Origin of the sequence: Kribbella sp. NPDC050241 (genome assembly GCF_044459685.1) — a bacterium.
In the GTDB taxonomy this organism is placed as follows: domain Bacteria; phylum Actinomycetota; class Actinomycetes; order Propionibacteriales; family Kribbellaceae; genus Kribbella.
This window is the reverse complement of sequence record NZ_JBITJE010000006.1, coordinates 236,997-253,842: the sequence shown is the minus strand read 5'-3', so window position 1 is coordinate 253,842 and position 16,846 is coordinate 236,997. Positions and strand designations below refer to the sequence as shown.

Here is a 16,846-nt window from a genome sequence, read left to right as displayed (position 1 = left end):
GCGGCCGTTGGGTGACAGAGTTTGACTTTGAGGGGTGTGAGCTGGAAGGAAACTGGCGGTATGGAGAGTGCGGCGTTCGAGTTGGTCGGGCTGACCAAGGTGTTCGGCGAGGAGCGGGCGGTCGACGGGCTGAGTCTGTCGGTGCCGACCGGGTCGTTCTTCGGGATGCTCGGGCCGAACGGGGCCGGGAAGACGACCTCGCTGTCGATGGCGGTCGGACTGCTGCGGCCGGACGAGGGTACGGCGCGGATCTTCGGGGTGGACGTGTGGGCCGAGCCGACCAAGGCGAAGGCGCTCGTCGGAGTGCTGCCGGACGGGCTCGGGATGCCGGAGCGGCTGACCGGGCGTGAGGTGCTGACGTACCTGGGCCTGCTGCGCGGTCTGCGCGAGGACGAGGTCCGGAGGCGTACGACGGAACTCCTCGAGGTGTTCGAGCTCGATCACGAGGACGAGAAGCAGGTGATCGGCTACTCGACCGGGATGCGGAAGAAGCTCGGGCTGGCCGTCGCGCTGCTGCACGCACCCCGGCTGCTGGTGCTCGACGAACCGTTCGAGGCGGTCGACCCGGTGTCGGCGGCGACCATCCGGACCATCCTGAACAGGTTCATCGCCGGCGGCGGCTCGGTGGTGATGTCGAGTCATGTGATGGCGCTGGTCGAGCAGCTGTGCGACCGGGTGGCGGTCGTCGCGGACGGCAAGGTTGTTGCCTCGGGCACTGTTTCCGAGGTGCAGGCCGGTGGCAGCCTGGAGGATGCGTTCGTGTCGCTGGTCGGTGCGTCGACCCGGGGTGCGGAGGGCCTGTCGTGGCTCTCGGCCTGACCTACACCACCTCGCACACGCTGGTCCGGATGCGGCTGTCCTCGTTCCGGCATGCGCTCAAGGACCAGAACCGGGTCTCCTGGATCGGCACCGGTGCGTTCTGCGGCCTGGTGCTCGCCGGTGGCACGATCTGGGTCGCGGCCCGCGGCGACAACGACGGACTGGTCGTCGCGCTCGGGATCTGGATGCTCGGCTGGGTGGTCGGGCCTCTGTTCGCCGGTGGCGGTGACGAGACGCTCAAGCCGGAGTACTTCAGCATGCTGCCGCTGCCGCCGCGCACGCTGTCCACCGGACTGCTGGCGGCCGCGGTCGCCGGTGTCGCGCCGGTGATCAGCCTGGTGGCCCTGCTGAGTCTGGTCGTCGCCGGTGCGCAGCTGAGCGTCGCAGCAGCACTCATCGCCTTGCCGGCCCTTGTACTGCAGCTGTTCTGCTTCATCCTTGCGTCTCGGCTCGCTGTCGCTGTGTACGGCGTACTCCTGCAGGTGCGATCGGGTGCCGTACTCGCCGCGGTGGTCAACGCGTTCATCCTGGCGTTCGCAGCCCAGGGCTGGGCGCTGATCGTCGCGTACGTGTCCACCGATGTGCAGGGCACCGTGGCCACTGCTGCGCGCATCGCACCGTCGGGCTGGGGTCTGGCCGCGGTCGAGGCCGCCGGCCGTGGCGACTGGCTCGATGTCGTGCTGCCGCTGGCTGGCCTGGTCCTGCTCGCCGCTGTGATGCTGATCGCCTGGTCCGCACTCCTGGTACGCCGTACCACCGCCAGCCACAGCAGCCACAAAGTACGGCGACCACTGTCCGCCACCGGACCGAGCAGCGCGGCCGCAGCCAAGGAACTCCGCTCGTGGACGCGGGACCTGCTCTACGGTCACAAGGCCGTCTTCGCGGTCAGCTACGGACTCTTCTTCTGCATGATGCCGCTCGCGCTCAAGGCGACCTACATGCTGCCCTGGGCCGGTCCGGCGGCCGTCATCATGGCTGGTGCGATGGCCTCCAACCTGTACGGCGCGGACGGCACGGCGCTCTGGACGACGCTGATGACGCCCGGATCGGCCGGACCGGATGTGCGGGCACGCCAGCGTGCGTTCCTGCTCGTCTTCGGACCGCTCACCGTCCTGATCACCGTGCTCTTCACCTGGTGGGCAGGCGACGCCGGTGCCTGGCCGCTCGTGCTCAGCGTGATGCCGGCGCTCCTGGGTGGCGCGGCCGGTCTGATCGTGGCCTGCTCGGTGTGGGCCGCCGTACCGACGACCGACGCGCACAAGCGGTCCGGCAATCCACTCAACTCGGGTGAGAACGAGGGCGAGACCGTGGGCCTCGTCTACGTGATGCTCGTCCTGGTGTCCGTGACCGCGGCACCCGCACTGGTCGTCGCGCTGTACTGGTCGTGGTGGGGCGTCCCGATCGGGATCCTGTCCGGCGTACTCGCGTGGTGGTACCTGGGCCGGCTCGCCATCACTCGGCTCGAACAGCGCGGACCCGAACTGCTGACCCTGCTCAGGCATGGCCGAACCGTCGAGGAGGCCAAGAAGAAGGCGCAGCTCGAGGCACTCCCTCGCTGGAAGCGGACAACGGCCGGCTTCTGTCTCGGCTTCGGCGCCATCCCGTTGTTCCCGCAGGCGCTCGTACCCGCGATCTTCCTGCTGACCAACAACCAGGACACCAAGTCCTGGTTCCTCGCGCTCTACGTGCCGAGCCCGTGGCAGTGGCTGGTGATCGCGGGAATGGCCGCGCTCGGCCTCGGGATGTACGCGTTCGGCGGGCTTATCTATTACAACGCGCGGAAGGCGTCACCGGCGGAGGCGGGGTAGCCCCGGCTTGGGAGTCCCCCGGTGGCGGGCGTTGGTGACGCTTCGGGCGCCCAGGACCATCCACAGGGCGAGGACGGCCGCGGCTACCAGGCCGGCGATTCCGGCGTAGTCGGTCAGACTCATGAGACTTCTCTTTCGAGGGCGGGCGGGTGCTCGGCGGCGGCGAGTTCCGCGAACTTCTGACCGGAAGTGACGGTCGCTCAGCAAATCCGTGATGACACGGGCGTGCCGTGGCACCGAACGGCCAGCGGGAATCGGCTCGCTTCAGCGTTGTAACGCCTGATTAGGTGGACTACCGCGCCGAGAGGGGGCCGCCCATGCAGGAAGGCTTGTTGCTTGATGCCCGGGAGGAGCAGACCTACCGCCTGCTGGTCGGGCTGTCCGCCGCCCGGTCCGTGGAGCTCGCCGAAGTCGCGGAGCTGACCCAGCACGAGGCGGACGAGGTACTGCAGCGGTTGCAGGCGAAGGGGCTGGTCGCGGCCACCGAGGTCGACGACCCGGTGTTCCGCCCGCTCCCTCCCGACGTGGCCCTCGGTACGACGCTGCTCCGCCGGCAGGAGTCGCTGGAGACGGCCCGCAAGACAGTGGCGGCGTTGAGCGAGGAGTTCCGCGCCAGTGCGAGCCGCCGCGACGCGCACCACCTGGTCGAGGTGATCGTCGGCGCGACCGCGCTCCGGGAGCGGCTGCGCGACCTGCAGGAATCGGCGCGCGAGGAGATCCTCTGGTTCTGCCGCGCCAACCCACTGGCGATGCAGGGCGCGGACAACACCGAGGAGTACGGCGCTCTGACCCGCGGCGTCCGGTACCGCGCGATCTACGAACGCGCCCTGCTCGAGACACCGGGCGAACTCGACTCGATCGCCGAGGGGGTGAGCTGGGGCGAGGAGGCTCGCGCGTTGCCGACCCTCCCGGTCCGGCTGGCGATCGTCGACCGCTCGACAGCGGTCTGCCCGTTGGTCCGTGACGACGAGCTGGGGATCGGCGAGCCGACGGCCGCTGTCATCAGCCGCGGCCAACTCCTGGACGCGCTGCTGGCGCTCTTCGAGAGCCACTGGGAGCAGGCGACGCCGGTGAAGCTCCAGCGCGGGGACTCCGAGGGGTCGGAAGGTCTCGACGACAACGAGCGGTTCCTGTTGTCGCTGCTGGTCGCCGGTGTGCCGGACAAGTCGATCGCGTCGCAGCTGGGCATCAGTCGTCGTACCGTCCAGCGCCGGCTCGATCGGATGATGGCGCTGGCCGGCGTCGACACTCGCACCGGCCTGGCGTTCCAGGCCGCCAAGCGCGGTTGGATCTGAGCGGGCCCGCCTCACCAGGCGGGCCCGCCCAGGACTACTACTTCACGCCGTACGCGCGGATCACTGTCTGCGTGAACTTCGCGCCGTCCGGGCCGGTGGATTGCACCTTCAGGGAGACGGTGTCGTGGGCGTTGGCGACCACGGCGACATAGTGGCCGAGGGCACCTACCACGAGGAGTTTCCGCCAGGTCTTGCCCTCGTCGAAGGAGGCCCAGGCACTCAACGTGGTTGACCGGGGTGCCTCGAAGCCGACCACATGCGTCCTGGCGCCGACACGACCGGTCAGATCGGTCGGCACCTTGTAGCCGACCTGCAGCAGCGGCAGCGGCGTCGCCTTGTCCTCCGCCTGCTTACCGGACCGGAACTCCCACGTGGTCTCCGTGTTCGTCGCCCAGTTCCACTCCCCGCCAGCGTCGATCCGCGAGGTGGCGAGGTCCAGCTTGTACGCCGCGGTGTCGCTGGAGGTGATCACGTCCTCCCACGCGTCCGGCAGTTCGGCGATCACCTGACCGTTGCGCGACAGCTTGGCTCTGGCCGAACTGGTCTCGCCGACCGTGTAGTGCCCGTCCGCGTCCACGAACGACGGGATCCGCAGCGACAGCCGGTCGCCGGTCCGGCTCGACACCACATCCGGTGCGACGGCGGGCCGGACGACCGGGCCGAACCAGGTCTCGTCCGACATACCGCGCCGGTAACTGCGCGGCACGCTGGTCATTCCTCCGCGCAGAGGGTTCATCTCGTCCCACGTGTAGAGGTGGTGCACCCGGTGCTGCCAGAGCGAGTCGCCGGACGTCACCCACTCCTCGCGGACCTTCGGTGTCTCCACGAACCGCTGCGAGTCGTGCCAGGAGTACTCCTGCCACGGCCGCCACCCGAACCGCTGCTCCTTGGCCCAGGCGACACCACCGTTGTCGGCGTACCGGGTCATGATCCGCGCGCTGTTCGCCGGGCTCACCGTGTAGTCGATCCGGCTGGGGATCGATCCGGTCGAGACCTGCTGCACGTCGTACAGGTACGGGCTCGAGGTGGTCAGGGTCAGGTCGATGGTGGCACCACCGCGGTCGGCCCGGTCGATCAGCCGGTGGCCGTCGTTGTAGATGGTCACCATCGCCGGGATCGGTTCCCGCGCCCCGATCGGGCGCCACACCGTCCACGCCGATTGGTTCGCCGGCCGGACCAGGATCACGCCCGCGGCGCCCGCCTGCGCGGCCGCGGCGATCCGTTGCTTCTCACCGCCCGGACCCCAGCCCTCCTCGGCCGGATCCAGCACCGCCACCGCGCCCTTCACGTTCGCCAGTGACGGGTGGGCGTGCACGAGCGGGAACCGCTTCTTGCCTTCGAACGACGGCGACTGGTGCAGCAGGTTGATGTCCAACGGCCCGCTGACCCCGGAGACTGTCGCCTGCACCAGTGGCGCGACCAACTGCCAGCGGGAGGAGAACTCGAAGGTGCCGTCCTCGACCGGCTTGGTCGGGGTGACGTTCACCTGGCGGACCGTGCTGAAGTGCATGACGCCGTGGGAGATCTCGCGTCCGTTGGCGTACTGGCGGTGCACGTAGTAGCTCAGCACCGCCTGCTGCTCGGACGGCTTCGGCGTCTTGATCGTGATCGGCGCCGACTTGCGCGCGTCGATGACGATCTCGCGATCCTGGCTCACCACGATGTTCGGGTCGGTGAACAGGCTGATCTGCGAGTCCTGCGGATTGTGGTTCTCCACCAGCGAGTGCAGCAGGTAGGTGCCTTCCTCGACCTCGGCCGTGAGTGTCTCGCCGTCCGGGATCCAGGCCAGTACGTCGGAGCGCGAGTTGTCGCCGTACAGCGAGATGACCGGGACGCCGGTGGGCTGTCCGTCGAGGCCGACCGCCCGCAGCGTGACGGTGTGCTTCGGGCCCTGCCGGAGCGCGCCGACCGCGGTGTGGGTGACGACGCCATCCGGGCCGGTGGCAACGATCCAGCCGCTGTGCAGGCCACGGTCGAGCTTGGCCGCTGTCAGGTCCACCGGTACGTCGCTGTTGCCGTGCGCCGGCACGGTGATGGTGGCGGGGACGCCGAAGGCGTCGGTCTCCGGCTTGCCGGCGTCCAGGTTGCTCACGGCAACGGACAGGGCGAGCGTGACGGGTGCGTCCGAGTCGTTGCGGTAGTTGATGGTCCGCGTGGACGAACCGGTCGTCGTCTGCAGGCCGAAGTCCGCCACACCGGTGGCGAACACCTTCTGCGCAACCGCGCGGGTCAGGTCAACGCGACCGGCGCCCTGGGCGTAGACGCTCTGGTTCGGTTGGGTCTTGGCGGTGCTGACCAGCGCGTTCTTCAGCTGGTCGGACTTCCAGTCCGGGTGCTGCTGCGCCAGCAAGGCGGCCGCTCCGGTCACGTGCGGCGCGGCCATCGACGTACCGGACGCAGCGGTGTAGAGCTCGTCCACCGGTGCACCCATGGCCGTACCGGCCGCCCGGGCGGCGATGATGTCCACACCGGGTGCGGTGATCTCAGGCTTGAGTCCGGCGTCGCCGAGACGCGGTCCGCGGCTCGAGAAGTCGGCCAGCCCGTCGGTCCGATCTACGGCACCGACCGTCAGCGCGGACGCCGCGGCTCCCGGCGTACCGATCGTCTCGTCCGCTCCGTCGTTGCCGGCCGAGACGACGAACAGCGTGCCGGTCTGCGCGGTGATGTCGTTCACCGCCTGGCTGAGCGGGTCGGTGCCGTCGGTCGGACCACCGCCGAGGCTCATGTTGACGACCTTCGCGCCCTCGGCGGCGGCCCACTCCATCCCGGCGATGATCCAGGAGTCGTAGCCGTAGCCGTCATCGCCGAGGACCTTGCCGACCAGCAGGTCGGCCTTCGGGGCGACGCCCTTCCGGGTTCCGCCAGCGCCGGCTCCAGTGCCCGCGATGGTCGCCGCGACATGCGTGCCGTGGCCGAAGTGGTCCTGCGCGCCCGTCGGACTACCGGAGAAGTCCTCGGCCTCCTTCACCTTGCCGACCAGGTCCGGATGCTGCGCGTCCACACCGGTGTCCAGTACGGCGACCTGGACGCCGGAGCCCTCGTAACCGGCCTTCCACGCGTCCGGTGCGCCGATCTGCGGGACGCTCTTGTCGAGCACCGGCTTCACCTTGCCGTCGAGCCAGATCTTGCTGACACCGCTGCTCAGCGAGCGAGCACCGACCGCCGGGGTCAAGGACTTCCACAGCTCGGGCAGCTGGTCCTTGGCCGCGTCCACGGCTTCTCCACCGATCGACGAGAGCTGACGGGTGGTCGTCGTACCGGCGAGTGCCTCAGACGTGCGGAGGCCCGGGGTGTACTTGACGATCAGCGGGAGTTGCCGGGCGGCAGAGTCGCCGTACCCGTCGGCGATCAACTCGTCCACGTCGAACAGGTCGACGTCGAGGACGCCGGTGGAGACGTACGGAACGGCGTCGCTCGGCAGGACGCGGAGGCCGCCGTCGGCCTCGATGGTGTGGAACGAGACGCCTTCGCGGCCCGGGGCCGGGTGAACGCTGGCCGCCTTCCGGCCGCCACCGGCGTCGGTCACTTCGACGACGTCGCCGGTGATCAGGGTGACCGCACTGCTCTTCGGGCTGGTGTTCCCGGTCGGGGGTGGTGACGCGGCGGCGGCCGGGGTCACCGAGACCGCGCCGAGGGCCAGCACCGCTGCGAGGGTGGCAGCAGTGATCCGTGGTTGGGACATGATCGGATTCTCCTTCGAGAGGTTGGGGGCAGGACCACCTCTTCTTCCGACAGAGTTTGCAATCAGGTCACGGGGATCCGGCCTGTCCATCACTGCCGTTCCTGCGACATGGCGCAACCACGCCAGCCCCGGCACCATCGGAGGCATGACCGCACAGCAGTTGGTGCGTAAGTGGGCCGGTCACGCCGCCCGTCGGCGTGATCTCGATCGGTCTGCTGCTGTACGGCCTGAAGCGGGCGCAGCGGATGGACCAGGCGCGCGTTCCGGTTCCCGCCGGCTAGACAGATTGTCCATGGTGGACCTATTGTCCACACGTGAAGCCGGATCAACTCGCACCGATCGGTGACGCCCTGGCGCGGCTGCTGTCGCCGCACGCGGAGGTCGTGCTGCACAACGCCGTGACCGACGAGGTCGCCGGCATCTGGAACCCGCTGTCCGGCCGCGAGCCCGGCGAACCCTCGTTGCTCGGTGAGTTGGCCGAGCTGACCGCGACCGGCGAAGGCGTCTACGGCCCGTACCCGAAGACGCTGTCCGACGGCCGCCGGCTGTCGAGCGTCAGTGCCGTGATCCGCGACGACGACGGCAAACCGGCGTACGTCCTGTGCGTCAACGTCGACCGGACGGCCTTCGAGGACGCGAGTCGGCTGCTGGCGGCCTTCGCGGCGCCGGTGGCCGGCCAGCCGCGGGTGCTGTTCGAGCACGACTGGTCCGAGACGCTCAACGAGATTGTCGCCGCGTACGTCCGCGAGCGTGGCGTGACGGTCGACCGATTGAGCCGCGCGGACAGGTACGAGCTGCTCGGTCAGCTGGACGCCGCCGGCGTGCTGAGTCAGCGGCGATCGGTTCCGGCCGTTGCTCGCGCCCTGCGGATCTCCCGTTCCGCGCTCTATCAACTGCTCGCCGAGGCCCGGAAGGAACCCGCCGATGCCGACCCTGCCTGACTTCCGGTTGGAGACCTACTTCGCGCAGTGGGAGTTCAGTGCGCGGTACCACCTGACGGCCTCGGACGCGCAGACGTTGTCGCTGGCCGAGCTGCTCGCGCTGGCCGACGACGACGGCCGGGAGCGGTGGGAGTCGCTGGCCTTCGGCTACACCGAGACGCGCGGACTGCCTGCGCTCCGGGAGGAGATCGCCGCGACGTACGAGCATGCCGAGGCGGACGACGTACTGTGCTTCGCCGGGGCCGAGGAGGCGCTGTACTTGGCGATGCGCGCGCTGCTCGAGCCAACGGATCACGCGGTCGTGCTGACCCCGAACTACCAGGCGGCCGAGACCGTCCCGCTGTCGGTGTGTGAGGTCAGCGGTGTCGCGCTGCGGCCCGAGGACGGCTGGGCGCTCGACGTCGACGCGATCGAGCGTGCACTCCGGCCGAATACCCGGATGGTGTCGGTGAACTTCCCGAACAACCCGACCGGGGCGGTCCCGTCCCTCGACAGCTGGTACCGATTGGTGCGGCTGTGCGACGAGCGTGGGATCACACTGTTCAGCGACGAGGTGTACCGCGGGCTGGAACTCTCCGCGCCATCGTTGCCACAAGCAACAGATCTGTCCGGTACGGCGCTCTCGCTGAACGTGATGTCCAAGGCGTACGGGCTACCCGGCCTGCGGATCGGCTGGATCGCCTGCCGGGATCGGAGCGTGCTGGACAAGCTCGAGCGCGCCAAGCACTACACCACGATCTGCAACTCGGCCCCGAGCGAGGTGCTCGCACTGATCGCGCTGCGGGCCCGCGAGCAAGTGCTCGGCCGGAACCGCGGCATCGTCGCGGAGAACCTGCCGGTGTTCACCGAGTTCTTCGCGCGCTATCCCGAGCTGTTCGAGTTCGCCGCGCCGGACGGCGGCTGTGTCTGCTTCCCGCGCTACCTCGGTGCGGACGGTGTCGAGGCCATGTGCACTGAGCTCGTCGAGCAGGCCGGCGTACTGCTGCTGCCGTCGAGCATCTACAGCTCGGCGCTCACCGAGACCCCGATCGACCGCTTCCGGGTCGGCATCGGGCGGAGTGATCCCGGTGAGGCCTTGGCCGTGTGGGGCGACTGGTTGGAGAAGCGCGGATGACGTTGCCTGTGATCGGTCTGGCGGAGATCACGCGGGTCGCCACGCCGGAGCTTGTGTTCGGCGCGGTTCGCGATGCGCTGATCGCCCACGCCGAGGGTCGTACGTCGGTCCCGGCGCCGATGGTGCTGGACTTCCCGGAGCACGCCGGCGATTGCCACGTGAAGGCCGGCTACGTTGACGGCTCGCCGTACTTCGTGGTGAAGATCGCCAGCACGTTCGCCTCGGCCAACAACGGGCTGATGCTCGTCGTCGACGCGACGAACGGCGCTCCCGCCGCGGTGCTCGCCGACGAAGGCCTGCTGACCGCGTGGCGTACGGCGGCCGCCGGAGCGCTGATCACCGACGCGATGACACCAGCCGACGTGGATGAGGTCGCCGTCCTCGGAACCGGCGAGCAGGCGCGGATGCAGGTGCGGTGGTTGTGCGAGTTGCGGCCGCTGCGCCGGGTCCAGGTGTGGGGGCGTCGCCCCGAGGCTGTCGATGCACTCTGCGCGGCCTTCGCCGAGGACGGCCTGGACGCGCGGCCCGACGCCCTGGATGGCGCGGCGTGCGTGATCGCGACGACCGCTGCGCGGGTGCCGTTGCCGGCCGAGGCGTTCCGGTCCGCGGTGCACGTGACCGGGATCGGGACCGACATGCCCGGGAAGGGTGAGTTGCCGGTCGAGGTGTTCGCGGGTGCGCTCATCGCCACCGACGACCACGAGCAGTGCCTCGATCACGGTGACTTCGGGAACGCCGTACGGGCCGGTGTCGTGGGCAACGACGTCGACCTGGCGATCGGCGCCGTACTGCGGGACGGCGTGGACCGGAGCCGTTGGTCGGTGGCCGATCTGACCGGGATCGGTGCGGCCGACGCCGCGGTGGCGAGCGCCGTACTCGCCAAGGTGACTGCCGGGTCAGTTTCCCGTCAGTAGGGTGAGACGGCCGCGCTGAGGCATGGACAATGCGTGCCGGACTGAGTACGGTCCGTAAACGGCGTCCGCACCACGCCACCGCAGGAGGGCCGCTCGTCTGGGGCTGTGCCCTCCTCCTGTGCGGTGAGGTGCTGCCCGCCAGTAGCGCCTCACTGGTGGATGGGCAGAGCGGCCCGTGGCGGTTCGTCGCGGCCTGATGGGGGCCCATACACCCAGGTGGGGCGGTTGAGCGTCACTCACATGCTCACCGCCCCACCGACTCAATTCATCTACGGTTTCACCGCCGGACGTTCGGTGACCCGATCCGGTGGGCAGACTGAGGGCGACCGGACCCCAACCGCCCCTGGGAGTTGCCGTGCCCATTTCACGCGCACTTCGTCCCGCCCTGGTCGTCTCCGTTGTGCTCGCCCTGCTCGGCTTCGGCATCACGCCGTCGACGGCGGCGACCACCGCGACGATCTCCGTCAGTACGGCGATCGGCCGGCAGGACGGATCCACCGCGACGGTCGAGGGGTACGTGGTCGGTCAGCCGACCGCGACCAGCACCGTTGTCCGGAGCAACTTCCCGAACGACTTCGCGCTGGCGCTGGCGGACTCGGCCTCGCAGACCAGTACGTCGGCGATGGTGTACGTCCAGATCCCCTCCGCGTTCAGGGCGTCGTACGGACTGCAGAGCAACCCCGGGCGGATGGGTCAGAAGATCACCGTCACCGGGACGCTGTCGGCCTACTTCTCGCACCCGGGCCTGAAGAACGCGACCGCGTTCGGCGGCGGGTCGGACGATCCCGGGCCGGATCCGGGTGACTACTACGCCGGCGCGGAGGGCAAGACCGGTCCCGCACTGAAGGCCGCGCTGCACACGATCATCTCGAGCCAGACCAAGCTCACCTACGACCAGGTCTGGAACGCGCTCAAGGACACCGACCAGGACCCGGCGAACACCAACAACGTGATCGAGATCTACTCCGGCCGCTCGATCAGCAAGACCACCAACGGCGGCGACCCGGACGACTGGAACCGCGAGCATGTCTGGGCCAAGTCCCACGGCGACTTCGGTACGGCGACCGGCCCCGGCACCGATATCCACCACCTGCGGCCCGAGGACGTGTCGGTGAACGGGGTCCGCGGCAACCTCGACTTCGACAACGGCGGCTCGGCCGTCGCCCAGTGCACCGGCTGCACCGCGGACTCCGACTCGTTCGCCCCGCGTCCCGCCGTTCGCGGTGATGTCGCCCGGATGATCTTCTACATGGCAGTCCGGTACGACGGCGGCGACGGCTTCGCCGACCTCGAGCCGAACGACTCCGTCGGCAACGGCACCGCGCCGTACATCGGCAAGCTCTCCGTCCTCAAGGCCTGGGCCGCCGCCGACCCGCCCGACGCCTTCGAGAAGCGCCGCAACGAGGTCATCTACACCACCTACCAACACAACCGGAACCCCTTCATAGACCACCCCGAATGGATCCCCTCCATCTGGCCGTAAACCCATCTGCCCCACGATCTGCCCTTCGCGTCGGCCGCATGGTGCTCCACCTTGGTGGAGACACGCAACGTGGCTGTCGAAGGTGAAACTGGCGATAGGAGGTCTGATGGACATCGGGATCCGGGAGCTTCGCGACGGCCTGAGCCACCATCTGATGGAGGTGCGCGAAGGACGGACGATCACCATCACGGACCACGGCAAGCCGATCGCCCGCCTCGTGCCGGTCGACGGCCCGGCCAGGCTGCAGCAACTGGTGGCCGAGGGCAAAGTGCGGCCGCCGCTCCAGAGGAAACGTCCGCCGATACCCACCAAGGCTGACGGCATCGTCAGCGACCTGATCCCGGACCAGCGCCGGTGATCTGCCGCGGCGGGTGGTGTTGGTGGGTTAGGGTTAGTTAGGTAGGCCTAACTTCCGCCGAGAGGACCGTGGTCGTGTGACCAGCCCCGCACCCCGTCGCAACCGCGTGTGCAAGCGCGCGACCGTTCGCCGTACCGAGCAGCTCACTCCGCACATGATCCGGGTCGTGTTCAGCTCCGAGGACTTCGCCGACAACGGCTTCACCGACCACTACGTGAAGCTGCTGTTCAGCCGGCCCGGGGTCGAGTATCCGGAGCCGCTGGACATGGGTGTGGTCCGGGAGACGTACCCGCGCGAGCAGTGGCCGACGATGCGGACCTACACCGTGCGCAGTTGGGACGAGGACGCGAAGGAACTCGCGATCGACTTCGTGTACCACGGCGACGAAGGCATCGCCGGACCGTGGGCCGCGGCGGCCAAGCCGGGTGACGTGCTGTGGTTCAACGGTCCGGGTGGCGCCTACGCGCCGGACGAGGCGGCGGACTGGCATCTGTTGGTTGGCGACGAGAGTGCGCTGCCGGCGATCGGTGCCGCGGTCGAGCAGTTGCCGCCGGGTGCGAGGGCGACCGTCCTGGTCGAGGTGGGGGACGAGACCGAGGAGCAGAAGCTCAGCGGCTCCGGCGAGGTCGACGTGACCTGGTTCCACCGCGCGGGCAGTTCCGCCGGTCGTGGCGACGGGCTGGTCGCCGCGGTCGAGGCGCTCGACTTCCCAGCCGGCGACGTCCAGGTGTTCGTGCACGGCGAGGCCGGCTTAGTGTTCCGGATCCGCAAGAACCTCTTCCAGGAGCGCGGCCTGCCGCGTGAGCGGGTCTCGCTGTCCGGCTACTGGCGGCTGGGTAAGAACGAAGACGGCTGGCAGGCGGAGAAGGCCGAGACCGCCCGCAAGGAGCGCGAGGGTTCCTAGCGGCGGCAGGCGAACCAGGCCGGCTCGGGCGGCATCGTACGAAGCATGGATGACCCAGCCTCGTTCGATCGTTTCGCGGCCGAGTACGACCGGTTCGTCAGCCTGCAGCCCGGGCAGAACGTCGAGTGGGTGCTCGGCCTCGGGCTCCGCGGCAAGCGCGCGCTGGACGCGGGCTGCGGTTCCGGCCATGCGGCCGAGCGGCTGGCCGCGCAGTACGACGAGGTTCTCGGCGTGGATCTGAGCGAGCCGATGATCGAGCTCGCCCGGAGGACGCGGTCCCGGCCGAACCTCGAGTACCGCACGGCCGACGTGTTCACGATCGACGACAACGGCTTCGACCTGGTCTACAGCCACACGATGATGCACCACCTGCCCGACTACCGGGCCGGCCTCGAGCACCTCAAGAGCCTGGTCCGGCCGGGCGGCACGGTTGCGGTCGTCGACAACGTCTGCGATCCGTATCCGACGCCACCCCGGTACATGTATGTGCTCGGTGCCTGGCTGGGGTTTCCGCGGGAGATCCGCCGGCTCGGGCTGCGGGATGCGTGGTTCGAGTTCCGGTTCTGGCACAGCAAGCCGTGGCTCGATCACCTGGCGAGCGACCGCTACCTGTCCCGTGCCCAGTTCCGCGCGGTCTACGACGACGTGTTCCCTGGAGCGCAGTACGACGACCTCGGGTTCGCGTTGGCTATGCGCTGGACCTGCGCCGGTCCAGGAGTTCGATAAGGGTCGGCGCCTGGTTGCTCGGCAGAACCCAGTCGTCGCCGGAGGCCTGCAGGATGATCGCCGGCCCCTCGGTCGCGACCGGCGGGTGAGGAATCGCGATCGGGAACTTGAGCCGCTCGGCACCACTCAGCGACACCTCGAAGGTCCCGGTGATCGAGGCCAACGGATATGACCGCGACTGCCCCTCGGATCGCGGGAACGGGTGGCCCTGGATCGTCACCGAGTCCGCGCCCAGCAGTACCGCGGCCAGCGGCATCCCGCGCAACCGGAACACCAGCTCGTACGGCGTCTCCGCCAGTTCAGGTACGACGGGGACCAGCAGCGCACGATCGGCGGCGCGGGCCAACGCGAGACCCACGACCAGTCCGACGATGAGCGCCGGCAACGCCAGGAGCGCGGGCCACCAGACGCCGAGCACCAGCGGATAGAGCGTCGCGAACAATCCGGCGATCCCGCCGAACAGTCCCCCGACGCCGGCCCACCAGCGCGGCATGTACCGATGCCGTCGCCAGAGGATCCAGCCGAACACCAGCATGCCGGCCGGCACGACGCAACCGATCCAGGTCGCGGCCGGTCCTTGCGTGCTGATCCACGCCACGATCCCCAGCAACACCAGCGGGATCCCCAGATACGTCACTGCCACCACGCGCTGCGCTCGCCGGTGCCGGCGTTCCACCTCGGTCACGGGGAAAACCCAAGCACATCCCGGCCGAACCACCTACTGTGCCGAGGGTGATCGAGATTCCCGCGAAGCTGATCAGGAACCACAGCGAGCGGTCGGCCGAGTGGCTGGAGAGTCTGCCCGGCACGGCCGCGACGTACCTCGACCGGTGGCAGTTGTCCGTCACGGGCGAGCCGCTGAGCGGTGAGGCGTCCCTGATTCTTCCGGTCGTCCGGCGGGACGGCACTGAGGCGATGCTCAAGCTCCAGTCGGTCAACGACGAGAGCGAGGGTGAGGCGCTCGCCCTACGCACCTGGAACCACGACGACGTCGTCGAGGTGCTCGAGGACGACCCGGCGACGTCGACCCTGCTGCTCGAACGGCTCGAACCCCGCACTCTCGACGATCTGCCCGACCACGTCGAGGCGACTCGCATCCTGGCCGGGCTTCTGGTCAGGCTGAGCGCCGTACAGGCGCCGCCCGGGATCCGGCGTCTCGCGGACATCGCCGGCGCCATGGTCGAGGACGCGCCCGGCCTGATCCCCCGGCTGGCCGATCCGGCCGAGCGGCGGCTGGTACGGCGTTTTGCCGCCCAGGTGGCCGAGCTGCTGCCGGACTCCGGTGACCGGCTGCTGCACTGGGATCTGCACTACTACAACGTGATGGCCGCGCAGCGGCAGCCGTGGCTGGTGATCGATCCCAAGCCACTGGCCGGTGATCCCGGCTTCGAGGTCTTCCCGGTGTTGTGGAACCGGTGGGACGACCTGGTCGCGACCGGCGATCTGCCGAAGGCGATCCGGGACCGGTTCGACCTGATGCTCGAGATCACCGGGATCGATCGGGGCCGCGCGCTCGGCTGGACGGCCGGCCGCATCCTGCAGAACGTGCTGTGGTTCACCGAGGACGGCGCGACCCGGATGGAGGCCGAGTTGGCCGCTGTCGCCGCTGCCCTGTACTCGTGATTACATCATTACATGACGACGACTCCGACGCTGTACGAGTGGGCCGGTGGGCATGAGGCGCTGCTACGCCTGACCCAGGTGTTCTACGACAAGGTGCTGAGCGACCCGGTCCTCGCGCCGGTGTTCGCGCACATGAGCGACAAGCACCGCGAGCATGTGGCGATCTGGCTGGGCGAGGTCTTCCGCGGCCACAGCCGGTACACCGACGAGCTCGGCGGCTACCCGGCGATGCTGGGCCACCACCTCGGCCTGGCGCTCACCGAAGAGCAGCGTTCGCGCTGGGCTGCGCTGATCGCGCAGAGCGCCGACCCGGCCGGGCTCCCGGACGACCCGGAGTTCCGCTCGGCCTTCGTCGCCTACATCGAGTGGGGCACGAGGATCGCCCTGTCCAACTCGCAGCCGGGCGCCACCCCACCTCCCGAGGCGCCGGTCCCCCACTGGGGCTGGGGCGAAGCACCGCCGTACCAGCCGTAGGCACCGTTGTCCGTCAGGTCCGCCGGCCCCAGGTCTGGCGGACGTGACGGACGACGAGCAGGACGACGGCCGCGAGCGCAGCGATGCCTGCGACGATCCCGATGACCACGGACACAGCGAGGCCGGTGCCGAGCGCGTCGCCGATGAGCCCGGCCAGCGCGCCGACCAGGACCGCCACGATGACGCTGACGAGCAGCGCGATGCTCGACAGGTACTGCGTCGCCGGGATCCGCGTACGGCGGGTGCCGTAGGTCCGCATGATCCCGGCGACGTCCTCGCGATGCCCGGTCACGAAGTACTCCTCGAGTTCGGGCGCGATGTCGAGATAGCCCCGCCGCAGCCGGTTCATGCCGATCACCAGTTCGACGTCCTCGCCGTTGAGCTGGACCAAGCGGATGACGGTGGCCACGCCGATGACCACCAGCAACGGGATGACCAGCAGCGCGAAGATGCGGAACCCCACGCCGAAGTCGGTGCTCTGCGCCACCAGGGCAAGCGCGACCATGGCGGCCGAAACCACCGTCACGAACCAGCTCGCGCGGCTGAAGCTCTCGCTCCACGCCAGGCTGCGGGTCGCCAGCAGACTCCAGTGCTCGGTGGACAGGATCTGTGCCCGCACGGACGCCGGGGCAGGCCCGGCGGGCTGGGTTTCGGCGGGAACGTCAGGCATGTCGCCACTCCTCGCATCGTGGGGGTCACCAGTTT

General features: G+C 69.2%; 16 protein-coding genes. 12 read left to right on the top strand and 4 right to left on the bottom strand.

Features of this window, described 5'->3' with window-relative positions; translation table 11 throughout:
- Positions 1-60: 60 nt before the first annotated feature.
- Both ACIBG5_RS27955 and ACIBG5_RS27950 read left to right on the top strand, forming a co-directional pair.
- On the top strand, positions 61-819 hold the full coding sequence (locus ACIBG5_RS27955; RefSeq protein WP_396394426.1) for an ABC transporter ATP-binding protein: 759 nt from the start codon (positions 61-63) through the stop codon (positions 817-819).
- Positions 804-2,627: a hypothetical protein gene (locus tag ACIBG5_RS27950; RefSeq protein WP_396394425.1), complete on the top strand. Its 1,824-nt coding sequence runs from the start codon at positions 804-806 to the stop codon at positions 2,625-2,627. Before ACIBG5_RS27955 ends, ACIBG5_RS27950 begins: the two co-directional genes overlap by 16 nt.
- Here ACIBG5_RS27950 and ACIBG5_RS27945 read toward each other — a convergent pair.
- Complete coding sequence (locus ACIBG5_RS27945) at positions 2,607-2,750, bottom strand: hypothetical protein (RefSeq protein WP_360437880.1); 144 nt, start codon at positions 2,748-2,750, stop codon at positions 2,607-2,609. The two genes, ACIBG5_RS27950 and ACIBG5_RS27945, sit on opposite strands and share 21 nt — an antisense overlap.
- A 194-nt stretch (positions 2,751-2,944) precedes the next feature.
- On the opposite strand from ACIBG5_RS27945, the gene ACIBG5_RS27940 reads away from it, so the two are divergent.
- Positions 2,945-3,922, top strand: coding sequence for a helix-turn-helix domain-containing protein (locus tag ACIBG5_RS27940; RefSeq protein WP_396394423.1), 978 nt, complete (start codon positions 2,945-2,947; stop codon positions 3,920-3,922).
- Positions 3,923-3,959: 37 nt separating this feature from the next.
- On the opposite strand, the gene ACIBG5_RS27935 is transcribed toward ACIBG5_RS27940, so the two are convergent.
- Positions 3,960-7,604, bottom strand: a complete 3,645-nt coding sequence (locus ACIBG5_RS27935; protein ID WP_396394422.1) for a S8 family peptidase — start codon at positions 7,602-7,604, stop codon at positions 3,960-3,962.
- A gap of 314 nt (positions 7,605-7,918) precedes the next feature.
- On the opposite strand from ACIBG5_RS27935, the gene ACIBG5_RS27930 reads away from it, so the two are divergent.
- The 7 genes from ACIBG5_RS27930 to ACIBG5_RS27900 all read left to right on the top strand — a co-directional run bounded on the left by ACIBG5_RS27930 (position 7,919) and on the right by ACIBG5_RS27900 (position 14,044).
- Positions 7,919-8,545, top strand: coding sequence for a transcriptional regulator (locus ACIBG5_RS27930; protein WP_396394421.1), 627 nt, complete (start codon positions 7,919-7,921; stop codon positions 8,543-8,545).
- Complete coding sequence (locus ACIBG5_RS27925) at positions 8,529-9,659, top strand: aminotransferase class I/II-fold pyridoxal phosphate-dependent enzyme (RefSeq protein ID WP_396394420.1); 1,131 nt, start codon at positions 8,529-8,531, stop codon at positions 9,657-9,659. Before ACIBG5_RS27930 ends, ACIBG5_RS27925 begins: the two co-directional genes overlap by 17 nt.
- The gene (locus ACIBG5_RS27920; RefSeq protein WP_396394419.1) at positions 9,656-10,573 is read left to right on the top strand and encodes an ornithine cyclodeaminase family protein; all 918 of its coding nucleotides are present in this window, start codon (positions 9,656-9,658) and stop codon (positions 10,571-10,573) included. Before ACIBG5_RS27925 ends, ACIBG5_RS27920 begins: the two co-directional genes overlap by 4 nt.
- 355 nt (positions 10,574-10,928) lie before the next feature.
- Positions 10,929-12,056, top strand: a complete 1,128-nt coding sequence (locus ACIBG5_RS27915; RefSeq protein WP_396394418.1) for an endonuclease — start codon at positions 10,929-10,931, stop codon at positions 12,054-12,056.
- A 106-nt stretch (positions 12,057-12,162) separates the two neighbouring features.
- Complete coding sequence (locus ACIBG5_RS27910; RefSeq protein WP_396394417.1) at positions 12,163-12,414, top strand: type II toxin-antitoxin system Phd/YefM family antitoxin; 252 nt, start codon at positions 12,163-12,165, stop codon at positions 12,412-12,414.
- 76 nt (positions 12,415-12,490) lie between these two features.
- Positions 12,491-13,318: a siderophore-interacting protein gene (locus tag ACIBG5_RS27905; protein ID WP_396394416.1), complete on the top strand. Its 828-nt coding sequence runs from the start codon at positions 12,491-12,493 to the stop codon at positions 13,316-13,318.
- A gap of 45 nt (positions 13,319-13,363) precedes the next feature.
- The gene (locus ACIBG5_RS27900) at positions 13,364-14,044 is read left to right on the top strand and encodes a class I SAM-dependent methyltransferase (RefSeq protein ID WP_396394414.1); all 681 of its coding nucleotides are present in this window, start codon (positions 13,364-13,366) and stop codon (positions 14,042-14,044) included.
- Here ACIBG5_RS27900 and ACIBG5_RS27895 read toward each other — a convergent pair.
- Positions 14,007-14,729 carry a hypothetical protein gene (locus ACIBG5_RS27895; RefSeq protein WP_396394413.1) on the bottom strand — a complete coding sequence of 241 codons (723 nt, stop codon included), beginning with the start codon at positions 14,727-14,729 and terminating at the stop codon, positions 14,007-14,009. The genes ACIBG5_RS27900 and ACIBG5_RS27895 overlap by 38 nt on opposite strands.
- A 17-nt stretch (positions 14,730-14,746) precedes the next feature.
- Here ACIBG5_RS27895 and ACIBG5_RS27890 point away from each other — a divergent pair, with 17 nt between their 5' ends.
- Positions 14,747-15,667 carry an aminoglycoside phosphotransferase family protein gene (locus ACIBG5_RS27890; protein ID WP_396394621.1) on the top strand — a complete coding sequence of 307 codons (921 nt, stop codon included), beginning with the start codon at positions 14,747-14,749 and terminating at the stop codon, positions 15,665-15,667.
- A 12-nt stretch (positions 15,668-15,679) separates the two neighbouring features.
- Positions 15,680-16,141 (top strand): group II truncated hemoglobin, encoded by a 462-nt coding sequence (locus ACIBG5_RS27885; protein WP_396394412.1) that lies wholly within the window; start codon positions 15,680-15,682, stop codon positions 16,139-16,141.
- A 13-nt stretch (positions 16,142-16,154) separates the two neighbouring features.
- Here the strand turns inward: ACIBG5_RS27885 and ACIBG5_RS27880 are convergent, their stop codons facing one another.
- Positions 16,155-16,811, bottom strand: coding sequence for a hypothetical protein (locus ACIBG5_RS27880; RefSeq protein ID WP_396394411.1), 657 nt, complete (start codon positions 16,809-16,811; stop codon positions 16,155-16,157).
- Positions 16,812-16,846 lie beyond the last annotated feature (35 nt).